Below are 11,791 nucleotides of genomic sequence, written 5' to 3' on the forward strand. Positions count from 1 at the left end.
AAAAATATTAATTCTGCAATACCGCCATTTTTAAAAATTAAATCTTAACAATTACTCAAAAGGCAAATTTAAAATTGAATCTTATCGCTCTATTTTAACAATTTCACTACTTCAAAAACTTCTGGATCTGCTTAAATGATCACCAAATGCACAATATGGCGAGGACGCAGGTGCAAGGTTACGGATAAGTAGCAAGGTGGTAACAAACAGTTAACGCTAAAACAATGTTGACTAATCAACTTCTGAACAGCTACTTCGTCGATTGTGCAAAAATTACTCCTACTACTCGCCCTTTTCTTCCCCGTCTTGTCCTTTAGTCAGGCGGATACGACCCCACCAGAGGCCGACGGTCCCTATCTGATGTATGATGAATCGGGTGAGCTAATCGCCAAGTGGGCGTGGCCCGAAGGTCGAAAGTGTGAAAAGACTGCCTGGTCAGCATTAAATACTAACGAACTACCATTTTTCAACGGTTTTCGCCCGGAGACTGTAAATCCTGATACGGTGTTCGTACGTAGGCGGCAGGCCGTCTTCCAGGGGGTGGAAAAGTTAGCCGTGGTTAGTGACATTCACGGACAATATGACGTCATTCTTAAGCTCCTGCAGTCCCATGGCATAATTGGTGAGGATCACCGGTGGTCCTTTGGTAAGGGGCACTTCGTGGTCGTTGGTGACATTTTTGACCGGGGAGACCAGGTTACGGAAACGTTGTGGTTCATTTATAACCTGCAAAAGGAAGCCGCCGCAGCAGGAGGTCGCGTCCACTTCCTGCTCGGCAACCATGAGACTATGGTCATGGAGGGGGACATCCGGTACATCCACAAACGGTACCTCATCACCGGAGCCTTATTTCAGACACCTTACCAGCAACTCTATGGAAAATCATCCTACCTGGGGCGTTGGTTGAGGACGCTCCCGCTTTCCATCAGAATCAATGACATGGTCTTCGTACATGGCGGTTTCAGCAAGGAGTTACTTGATGAGGTCGGTGGCCTGCAACGCATTAACGATGTTTACCACAAGCACTTGATCGGCACCAAAAGCAGCCTTGCTGTCCACGATTCCGCAGAACTGGCCCTCCTCCATGGTCCCAGCGGGCCACTCTGGTACCGGGGCTATTTTCTAGACAGTGAGTTTAAAGAGAAGGATATCGACAGAATCCTGAAAAAGTTAAAAGCGGAACAAATGGTGGTAGGCCACACTTCTTTTGATGCCGTGAAGAGCTTCTTTAATGGGAAGGTCATCGCCGTGGACTCAAGCATAAAATTCGGTTCCATGGGCGAAATTCTGCTCATTGAGGGTGGCGAGATGACGCGCGGCAGCCTGCTGGGGGAACGATTGGCGCTGGAGCACAACCAGGAGCGATAAAGCTAAAAAAGAGGTTAGGTCTCAGGCGTGAGTGGAAGTGTCTCTTCCTGCTCTTGCAACATTCCCTTGCACCTGCGACCGCGCCCAAAAAGGGTCTAAGGATAAATAATGATACATTATGACCACCATTCCTTCTAAAAGACATATTTCTCCACCACGGAGGCCTATCTTCGCACCCGCTAAAAACAACCCCAACGGTGGCCAACAAGTACTTTGATCTCATTGATCAGACCTTCTATTTTCCCCAGAATGGTTTTGACCTGGAAAATGGATATCTGACCTTTAACAACATTCCCCTGATCCACCTGATCAGGAAATACGGAACACCTCTCAAGCTTACCTATCTGCCCAGTATTGGTAGAAAGATTAAGGAGGCACGAAATTTATTTCGTCGCGCCATGCGCAGTCAGGGCTACGGGGGGAAGTACCACTATTGTTATTGTACTAAAAGCAGTCACTTCGCCCACGTGGTGGGAGAAGCATTGGACCATGAAGTGCAGTTGGAAATAAGCTCAGCCTACGACGTTAACCTGATCCGCACACTCTTCGCTCAGGGTAAGATCGAAAAAAGTATTTTCATCGTCTGTAATGGCTTTAAGCCGGAGGATTACCTGGAAGGCATCGTTGGTCTGATGAACGATGGCTTCGAAAACGTCATCGCAGTAGTAGATAATACCCACGAGTTAGATTACTACCAGGACCACGTGGTTGGCGTAGCCAAGATCGGCATCCGGGTAGCGACTCAGGAAGAGCCGAATTTCGAATTCTACACCAGCCGTTTAGGCCTTCGAGAAGCCGATGTGCTTCCGCTTTTCCGGGAGCGCATAAAAGATCACCCAAAACTAGAACTGCACATGTTGCACTTCTTCGTCGATACCGGGATCAAAGACAGCCTTTACTACTGGGGCGAACTTAAAAAGGCTGTACGTTTATACGGCCAACTGAAACAAGAAAGCAAACAGCTCCACGCCCTGAACATTGGTGGCGGTATGCCGATCCGCAACAGTCTTGGCTTCGAGTTTGACTATAAGTACATGGTGCGGGAGATTGTTTCCAACGTTCTCGAAGCCTGTGAAGAACTTGAAGTACCAGAACCAGACCTCTTTACCGAGTTCGGCAAATACACCGTGGGTGAATCCGGCGCGACGATCTTCTCCGTACTGGCCCAGAAGCAGCAGAATGACAGTGAGATGTGGTACATGATCGACAACTCTCTGATGACCACCCTACCCGATGCCTGGGGTATCGGTGAGCGCTTCATCCTGCTGCCCGTCAATAAATGGCACAACGATTACCGGCGGGTAAACATCGGAGGTCTTAGCTGTGACAACTCAGACTACTACAACAGCGAGATCCACGAAAGCCAGGTCTACCTGCCCATCAACAAGCCGGAAGACAAAGAACCACTTTACCTTGGTTTTTTCCATACCGGAGCTTATCAGGATAATATTTCAGGGTATGGCGGCATCAAACATTGTATGATCCCCAGCCCACAGCACATCATCATCGACCTTGATGAAGAAGGTAACCTGACTGACCGGCTATTGGCTCCTAAGCAGACTGCCGAATCCATGTTGAAGATTCTCGGTTATATATAGTGAGAATAATGGCAGGGGAGAATTAGTACTCTGTCAGGTCAATCTTGTCACCTTCATTCCGACGTAATTCACCCATTCCATTATTCAATTATTCACTGATGACCCTAGCCATCATCCCAGCCCGCTACGCCAGTACCCGTTTCCCGGGTAAACCCCTTGCTGACATGGCTGGTAAGACCATGATTCAGCGCGTGTATGAGCGAGTCGCCTCGGCAACGGTTATTGACCATGTCGTTGTTGCTACGGACGATCAGCGGATACTGGACCACGTGCTCGACTTTGGAGGCAAAGCGGTGATGACGCGGGAGGATCATCCTAGTGGAACCGACCGGGTAGCGGAAGTTGCTGCAGGTTTCCCGGATGCAAAGATCATCGTCAATGTACAGGGAGATGAGCCTTTTATTGACCCGGCACAGATCACAGCAGTAGTATCGCCGTTTTCCGATTCGGCAATTGAGATTGCCACCCTGGCGCATCGCATATCTGATGAACGTTCATTGCTCTCCCCGAACGTTGTCAAAGTGGTTCGGGACGAAGGCGGACGGGCACTATATTTTAGCCGCCACGCCATTCCGTTTTTACGAGACATCCCTGTGGGTCAATGGATTCTGGAAGGCAAACATTTGCAGCACCTTGGGCTTTATGCTTATCGCGCCGGGGTTTTACCGAAGCTGACCACCCTGCCAAAGGGTGAGTTGGAGCAAATGGAATCACTGGAACAACTGAGGTGGCTGGCGGCAGGGTATTCCATTCACGTCGGGCTGACGGATTTACCTTCCGTTGGGATCGATACGCCAGAAGATTTGCGCAGAGCTTTGCCCCAACTGAGCCGGGAGGAATAAGTTGCTTTGTTATAGTGAGCTGAAAGCGTCGCGTCGCTCAAAAGCACTAAAATTCAGTATAGCTGCTAAAGAATCAAGTAAAAATTCCAGGCACGATATACCGAACACGCCGAAATCAGTGCGCGTTTAAGAAGGTGGATATTAAACTAACCAAACCAACCACCATGCGCAAATTATTTTTCCTTATCTTGGCAGCACTTTTCGTGGCTACCCCCCTTTCCGCTCAGCACTTCGGTCTTCGTGCCGGCGTCAATGCAACCAATGCTTCTATTGACATCACAGACCTCAACGTCGAAACTGAAGGCGAGACTAACCTGATGCTTGGGCTCTTTGTCGAACTTCCAATCGGCGGTAATACGTTCGTGCTCCAACCGGAAATCAACTACCTGAACCGGGGCTATAGCTATACCATTGACTTGCCTGGCAGTAACGAAATTTCCAGCACCTTAACTTACTTTGATCTGGGTGTTCTGGCTAAGCTCAATTTCGGCCGTGAAGAAGGTCTGGGTTTTTACCTCGGTGCAGGCCCGACCTTCAGCTATGCCCTTAACGGCACGGTCACCGAAATTGGCGGTGAAAGAGACGTTGACTTCGATGCCGACCGTATCAACCGGGGCGGACTTAACGTTACGGGGGTTGCTGGTCTTACTTTCGACATTGGGCTAAAGCTGTTTGCCGAATTCCGCTACAACGCAGCCGTATCCAACCTGTTTGACGTTGAGAACACTGATGTTCGCCAGAATTACCTTGGTATTAACGGCGGCGTACTGGTGCCCATTGGCAACTAATCCTATTCATCAGATCGTGGGATAGGAAGCCCGGTGCAAGATCTTCTTCCCTGCCTTCCTATTCTCAAAGTACCGCTTCAGCATAAACACTGACGACGTAAAGGCCATCTCCTCCCAGGGGATGGTCTTTTCGGTAAACAGGGCACACTCTGAACTTTCCACACCTATTCCAAATTTCCCATCGACAAGGTGGCCGACAAACTGCAGGTAGATCTGATTAATCTTTTCCAGGTTATACAAGCTAATGAGGTAATCTATTTCCACCTTGGCTTCGGCCTCCTCCCAGACTTCGCGCATGGCGCCATCTTCTACCGATTCTCCATTCTCGAGGTAACCGCTGGGAACGTTCCAATAGCCATGCCGTGGCTCAATGGCCCGGCGGCAAAGTAATACTTTGTCTTCCCAAACGGGCAGGCACCCCGCTACGATATTCGGGTTCTGGTAATGAATTATTTCACAGCTCGGACAAACAAACCGGTGCCGGTTATCCCCTGCGGGAATACTGAGGGTAATACTGTCCGAACCACAATTAGAGCAAAATTTCATGGTGGTGGAAAGGTAGGGGTTAAGCGTCATATTTGTTGACACTTCAGGTACTTTAGTAGCAACCTGTTGCCTGTTATACCCTCCCTTGCACCTGCGTCCGCGCCCACCCCCATCCACTGTACCGACGTCGGCGTTTGAGGGATAGTCATCACATAGGTAACCTATTGCTTCTCTGGCCGCAGATGCTGCATGATCTCATTAACCGGATAACGATCATCCGGGAAGGCCCAGGTTTTCCGGTCTTTGGTTTGCACCAGCAGCACTCGGGTGGAGGGCCCCAAACCGGAGGACTCGTAATTTTCCAACCGCACATTGGCCTGGGTGGGCAAAGGGTTGGCGACCCCGTCAATAATCATCTGAGTTTTAGTAATCTCCAGTGTAGGGTATTTGAACAGGGACCAAAAGGAGCCAAGGAACGCCATCAACGCCAACAGCGCCATGAAGTAGCTCAACATGGGCATCAATACACGGCGGCGTGGGTCGGGGTGCTTGTTTTTATTCAGCCGGATAGCTAACCAGACCAGTAAGACGAATAATGCGGCGCAAACCATCATCATTCCGTACACGTCACCCATTTGGGGGCTAAAGACCATTGGTTCAGTCATGATAATTATTTAGCGCTTACCCGTTGATTTCTCCTCGGTCTCCCGCAACTCGCGTTGCAATTCCAGGTTGGTGAGCAACTCGTCGAGTTGCTGCGCGCCGATCCGCTTGGAAACGATCACCTTGTTCTCGTCGAGAACAAAAATTGTAGGCGTGGAAATGACGTTGTAATCACGGGCAAATCGCTGGTACTTATCCGTTGCGTGGAGCCATTCACCAATCTCGTTGTCGTCAATGTACTCCCAGCACTTTGGCAATTCCCGCTGTTTCGTACAGACGGCAAATACCTCTACTCCTTTGGATTTCCACTTGGCATAAAATTCCTTCATGTACGGTGTAGACTTTTTACACGAAGGGCAAGCGAACTGCCAAAAGTAGAGCACCGTATACCTGGCGTCGAGGTCGTAAAGGTTTACCGGGCTGCCGTCCCGACGATTCATCTGCAGGTTCGGTGCCGGTTTGCCGATCAGTAGCGGGCGGTTTTTGTCGGCGTTCTCGATCATCGTTGCCATTTGCTCGGGATCAGACCAGTAGGCCAACCCATTGCGGTAGTAATTATCGATCATGTGGACATAGACTCCGTCCATCCCAACGATGTCGCTTTTAGCGGCCTTATTCGTAAAGTGGACTACGTAGTATTTAAACAGTTCCGATTTAGGGTCCATTTTGCCCAGTACGAAATCAATTGCTTTGCTGATGGTGTCAGGGTGCTGGATGAACAGGCGATCAACGTAATAATTAACCCGGGAGAAAAGGAAAGGCGTCCGCAGCAAGCGGTCATCCTGCAAGTTGATGTGATCGAAATAATGCTCCCTGAGCCAGTTAAGCTGAGCTTCTCGCCGATCATCTTCATCCGCTATTTCATCGAAAGATGGAGGGTTATTCGGTTTATTCGCATTGATGATGGCGGCAACGAAGGATTGTGGATGTTCCTTTACCTGCGTTTCCTGAAAAGCCATTACCTGTGCATTGATCTCATCGAGTTGAGCAATCAGGGGAGCCTTGCTTTCTTCCGTTAGCGTAGTGTCTTGGAGGGCAGAACGGGCTGGCGCGCTTACGTCCTGTTGCTGATCGAGGTAACCAAGGTAATTGTAGAATAATTCATTCTCCCGGCTATCGGTCACTTCCACATCAGAGAGCTTCTCCTTACGGGTTTCCAGTTTAAATTTCTGGTCAGGATCGTTCCCAATGACCATTTGAAAGTAGTCGTTGTTTGGGGCCAGCACCACCAGGTAAATCCCTTTGGGCAGTGCACTGGTGTCACTCCGAAAAACGAAGTTTCCCTGCTCGTTCCTCCGGGCAGTATCTACGATGTATTGTTTGTCGAGTACATTATTTGCCAGGCTCAGCACATCCTGATCGTACCCCTCAATTTCGATGGTTATTTCATGGCTTTCCTGGGCTCCCGCAAAGGCGGCAAAAAACAGACAAAATAATAGGAGTAGCTGACGTATCATAGTATTCGCTTTTACTTGGTGCAAAGGTAACGCGCCAACACAGGAATCTATTGAATCAGGCGGTGGCTTTGCATTTGTTTAACCTCCGGTTATAAGAGAATGGGAGAATAAGTGAACGGGAGAATTGCTCCCGCACTTGGATGCTCGCTTCGCTCGTGGAAGAGAACCGTTGAGAATACCCAGGGCATTAAGGGCTATACTAAGTAAATAAACAGGTCCGCAGTGAGTGATAATAGCCTAGCCATTCTCTGCTTTTATCCTTTAGTTATTCTCTCATTCTGTTTAAGCCCCCGGATAGCTATCGGAGCAGGTGCAAGGGAAAATATTGAAAAGCAAAAAACAGGTAATTGGGACCTTAAAAATGATGTTATACGATAAAATTATCTTTGTTCGGACCTAACAGCGAACATCTTGCAGGTAAAATATCGTTATAATTTATAAATAAGCACTTACCCTGAATTTGCATTACTAAATTATAAAGACCTTTTATTATGAAAACCTTCCCTTCTCTTCGTGGCATCACCCCCGACAGTGTAAGAAGTCGGCACATAGACAGCATTTTTGAAGACAAGCGTCGTCGTTTGTTTGGAAGTCACACCATTCAACAAGAACACGAGCTCAATATCCCCAACGCTAACATCACCGAAGAAAACGAAGAAAAACGCACAGGGTACCTGATCGAACTTGCAGCTCCCGGCTATGACAAGGGTGACTTTGACATCAATGTCAATGGTGATTACCTGATCATCAGCGGCCAATTGACTGACGACCGCATCCGGGATGAAGCGTCCTTTACGCGCCGGGAACATAATTTCAATGCTTTCAGTCGTGCCTGGAGTTTGCCGGAAAGTTGTGACGAAGAAAACATCACCGCCAAATACAGAAATGGTATTCTGGAAGTCTTTATCCCAGTTATTAAGCCACTAGAGCAAACTAATACTCCACGCCGGATTCCAGTTGGCAGCTAGTCTGAGCCCACCGACTTTCTTCACTCCCCTAATTACAAGTAGCCTGTTTTCAGCGATCGTAATTGCATCATTGATAATTTAGTCTTCCTGACCTCAAGGGAGTTTATCCATGCCGTTATAATATTCAATCGCTCCCCTGATTAGTTCGACATCCGCCGTCTCGTTTACCCGGGCGCAGCCCGGGGCTTCGAGCAGGGTGAAATTGATCCGGTGGTCTTCGTTTTTCTTGTCTTGCTGCATTAAGGCGATCAGCTGATCGAAGGCTTCAGGCGGGACCACCTGGTGGCCGTAAACGGCCAGGCAGTAGGTCGTGATTTCTGCGAGTGCCTGCGGAGTAAGGCCCGTCTGTTGGGTACTCAACCAAGCTTCCATGATCATACCGGCAGCAATGGCTTCTCCATGTAACAATCGCCGGTCACTCTCCAGCCAATAAGACTCAATAGCGTGGCCGATGGTATGGCCGAAGTTGAGGGCTTTGCGCCGTCCTTTTTCGAAGGGGTCCTCCAACACAATTTCCCGTTTGACGTTAACACTGGCCGGGATGATAGTTTGCCAGTCTACCGAAGTAAGGTCCTGCAGTTCTTTGATCTTGTTCCACTGTTCCACATCGGCAATCAGACCGTGCTTGATGATCTCTCCGTAGCCGGAACGAACTTCCCGGTCCGACAGGGTTTGCAAGAAACGGGGATCAATCCATACGGCAATAGGGTTGTTGAAGACGCCGATACTGTTCTTCAGGTTATTGAAATCAACACCGAGCTTGCCACCTACGGAAGAATCTACCATGGAGAGCAACGTTGTCGGAATCTGGAGAAAGTCGATGCCGCGCTTGTAGGTGGAGGCGACAAAGCCGCTCATATCCTCCAGCACTCCGCCACCCAGGCAGATGGCGCACCAGCGCCGCCCTACGCCTGCGGTAAACAGGTCTTCCCAAAGCGATTGGCAGGTTTCCAGATTCTTATTTAGTTCTCCTTCCGGGGCAACGATGACCGGGGTGTCTTCCGGAAGGTACTCTTCGATCAGCGGAAGGCAGAGTTCCACCGTGTTTTCATCGGCAAAGAGGACCCAGCCGGCGTAGTTGCGGGCGGACAGCCAGTTGAAGTTAGCCTCAGTGATGGGGCCTATTTCTATATTGTATTGGTCTGCTACTGGAAGGGTCATGGGGCAAAGGTAAGATGTGATTTTAATTGCTCAATTCCCCGATTGAAGTCGGGGCTACGATACAAAGCTCTGGCGAGCTTAAGTTCTTGGTTAGCACCTCGCTGGACGGAGACCGTGGCCTTAGCCTGCTCGTCTAACCTACTTTGCACCTGCGACCGCGCCCATAATAGTCAGATAATCAAGGAGTATTTTTTTGACTACCTGACTACTAGACTATCTGACTACCAGACTACTCGACTAATCCCTACCTTTGCGCCTCCTAACCAACCACCAAAGATCATGAATAGAGATTTCCTCAAAGAACTGGGCCTCGCAGAAGACAACGACGGTACCAGCACCGGCCAGAAAGGCCTGCACAACGAAGCGAAGCACATCGTTTCTTTTAGTCCCGTAGACGGCAAAGAAATCGGTCGCGTATCCGTTACTACTAAGGAGCAGTACGAGACCGTTATCGAGACCGCACAAGCTGCTTTCAGGCACTGGCGTACCGTTCCCGCTCCCCAGCGTGGTGAAATTGTCCGTCAGTATGGCGAAGCCCTCCGTAAGCATAAGGATGCTCTGGGTCGCCTGGTCAGCTACGAAATGGGTAAGAGCCTCCAGGAAGGTTGGGGTGAAGTGCAGGAGATGATCGATATCTGTGACTTCGCCGTCGGCCTCAGCCGCCAGCTTTACGGCCTTACCATGCACTCTGAGCGCCCCCTGCACCGCATGTACGAACAGTGGCACCCGATGGGTATCGTCGGCATCATTTCTGCTTTCAACTTCCCGGTTGCCGTATGGAGCTGGAACAGCATGCTCGCCCTTGTTTGTGGCGACGTCACGGTATGGAAGCCATCCGAAAAAGCCCCGATGTGTGGCGTTGCCTGCCAGAATATCTGGGCACAGGTAGCTAAAGACAACGACCTCCCAGAAGGCATCAACAGCCTGGTCAACGGTGATTACCACGTTGGCGAATACATGAGCACCGACAAGCGTGTACCCCTCGTTTCTGCGACCGGATCTACCCGCATGGGTAAGATTGTTGCGCAGGCAGTTGCCGGACGTCTGGGTAGATCTTTACTTGAACTCGGAGGCAACAACGCCATCATTATCACTGAGTCAGCCGATATGGACCTCGTCCTTACCGGAGCCCTTTTCGGTGCCGTTGGCACCTGTGGCCAGCGCTGTACCTCTACCCGCCGCCTGATCGTTCACGAATCACGCTACAACGAAGTTCGCGATAAGATGAAGAAGGCTTACGGCCAGCTCCGCATCGGTGACCCACTGGATCAGAACATGCACGTCGGTCCGCTTATCGACAAAGACTCGGTCAACACTTACCTTAAGGCCATCGAAGGCATTAAGGCAGAAGGTGGCAAGACCGTCGTTGACGGTGGCGTACTTGAAGGCCCGGGCTACGAAAGTGGTTGCTACGTAAAACCCTGTTTCTTCGAAGTAAAGGCCGACAGCAAGATGGCCCAGCACGAAACCTTCGCGCCCATCCTGTACATCATGCCCTACTCCACCCTGGAGGAAGCAATTGAAATCCAGAACTCTGTTCCACAAGGCCTCAGCTCTGCCATCATGACCAACAGCATGCGCGAAAGCGAGCTGTTTCTCAGCACGGCTGGTTCTGATTGTGGTATTGCCAACGTCAATATCGGTACTTCAGGTGCGGAGATCGGCGGTGCCTTCGGCGGCGAGAAAGAAACCGGTGGCGGGCGCGAGTCTGGCTCCGACAGCTGGAAGGCCTACATGCGCCGACAGACGAACACGATCAACTACTCTACGGAGTTGCCTTTGGCGCAGGGGATTAAGTTTGACCTTTAGTGAGTTGGTGAGTCACTAAGTTGGTGAGTCACCGAGTGGCTACCGCAAGTACCACTTACTGCGCTTCGCTTGTTCGCCTTTGGCAATAAGTGTTGGATGGGCTATTGTATCTTTAGATGCGGTAGCCCATTCTTTTATTCAGGTATCGAATTAGGAGACTCCCTGAGTGGTGTTTGCAATTAATAGATTTGTGGGCGCGGCCGCAGGTGCAAGGGAAGTTGTCAGGCAAAGCCAGAAGAATCACCAATCACAATGTTATTTCCTCCGAGGTGAGCAAGCGTAGCGCCGCGAACGGTAAAAGCGGAAGCAACTCGGTGACTCACCATCTCAGTGACTCAGCCCAAAAAAAACCGCCCCGGTCAATCGCAGAAACGATGCCGGGACGGTCCACACACTATGAGAACACCCATTAAATTCTTGAAGTTGCTTTGAGTAGAAGTACTCCGTTTGCGTCTTCGATAGTATAGACGCTCGAAACCCCAAAAAGTATGCACAGGAAACTGTTAATTAACGTTAAAGTAGGGCTAAGCCTACGTAAACGTTGGGTTTCAGCGTTTGCGAAAATTCGCGACTTGGGTTAAATGACGCGGTGGTGACAGTGAAAAATCTGTTTTTCAGGTTGTCAGGTTATCGAGTAGTCGGAGTCTTTGA

Annotated in this window: 10 protein-coding genes; 6 read left to right on the forward strand and 4 right to left on the reverse strand. The window is 49.9% G+C overall.

The window, feature by feature from the left end; genetic code table 11:
* Window positions 1–264 precede the first annotated feature (264 nt).
* From B036_RS30070 to B036_RS0118940, 4 genes are all read left to right on the forward strand, one after another.
* Window positions 265–1,368, forward strand: coding sequence for a metallophosphoesterase (locus tag B036_RS30070; RefSeq protein WP_052333979.1), 1,104 nt, complete (start codon window positions 265–267; stop codon window positions 1,366–1,368).
* 197 nt (window positions 1,369–1,565) lie between these two features.
* On the forward strand, window positions 1,566–2,966 hold the full coding sequence (locus tag B036_RS0118930; protein ID WP_020570301.1) for a type III PLP-dependent enzyme domain-containing protein: 1,401 nt from the start codon (window positions 1,566–1,568) through the stop codon (window positions 2,964–2,966).
* 98 nt (window positions 2,967–3,064) lie between these two features.
* Window positions 3,065–3,808 carry a 3-deoxy-manno-octulosonate cytidylyltransferase gene (kdsB, locus tag B036_RS0118935; protein WP_020570302.1) on the forward strand — a complete coding sequence of 248 codons (744 nt, stop codon included), beginning with the start codon at window positions 3,065–3,067 and terminating at the stop codon, window positions 3,806–3,808.
* Window positions 3,809–3,972: 164 nt separating this feature from the next.
* Window positions 3,973–4,596, forward strand: coding sequence for a porin family protein (locus B036_RS0118940; protein ID WP_020570303.1), 624 nt, complete (start codon window positions 3,973–3,975; stop codon window positions 4,594–4,596).
* Between the two features lie 9 nt (window positions 4,597–4,605).
* Here the strand turns inward: B036_RS0118940 and B036_RS0118945 are convergent, their stop codons facing one another.
* The 3 genes from B036_RS0118945 to B036_RS30075 all read right to left on the reverse strand — a co-directional run bounded on the left by B036_RS0118945 (window position 4,606) and on the right by B036_RS30075 (window position 7,202).
* The gene (locus B036_RS0118945) at window positions 4,606–5,142 is read right to left on the reverse strand and encodes an NUDIX hydrolase (protein WP_044103188.1); all 537 of its coding nucleotides are present in this window, start codon (window positions 5,140–5,142) and stop codon (window positions 4,606–4,608) included.
* Window positions 5,143–5,303: 161 nt separating this feature from the next.
* Window positions 5,304–5,747, reverse strand: a complete 444-nt coding sequence (locus B036_RS0118950; protein ID WP_026232128.1) for a hypothetical protein — start codon at window positions 5,745–5,747, stop codon at window positions 5,304–5,306.
* Between the two features lie 9 nt (window positions 5,748–5,756).
* A complete protein-coding gene (locus B036_RS30075) occupies window positions 5,757–7,202 on the reverse strand; it encodes a redoxin domain-containing protein (protein WP_020570306.1) in 1,446 nt (481 codons plus the stop codon).
* A 491-nt stretch (window positions 7,203–7,693) separates the two neighbouring features.
* On the opposite strand from B036_RS30075, the gene B036_RS30080 reads away from it, so the two are divergent.
* Complete coding sequence (locus B036_RS30080; protein ID WP_020570307.1) at window positions 7,694–8,170, forward strand: Hsp20/alpha crystallin family protein; 477 nt, start codon at window positions 7,694–7,696, stop codon at window positions 8,168–8,170.
* 93 nt (window positions 8,171–8,263) lie between these two features.
* Here the strand turns inward: B036_RS30080 and aroB are convergent, their stop codons facing one another.
* A complete protein-coding gene (gene aroB / locus B036_RS0118965) occupies window positions 8,264–9,331 on the reverse strand; it encodes a 3-dehydroquinate synthase (protein ID WP_020570308.1) in 1,068 nt (355 codons plus the stop codon).
* Window positions 9,332–9,610: 279 nt separating this feature from the next.
* Between aroB and amaB the strand changes: the two genes are divergently transcribed.
* Complete coding sequence (amaB, locus tag B036_RS0118970) at window positions 9,611–11,140, forward strand: L-piperidine-6-carboxylate dehydrogenase (RefSeq protein ID WP_020570309.1); 1,530 nt, start codon at window positions 9,611–9,613, stop codon at window positions 11,138–11,140.
* Window positions 11,141–11,791: the final 651 nt, after the last annotated feature.

Origin of the sequence: Neolewinella persica DSM 23188 (genome assembly GCF_000373105.1) — a bacterium.
Lineage (GTDB): Bacteria > Bacteroidota > Bacteroidia > Chitinophagales > Saprospiraceae > Neolewinella > Neolewinella persica.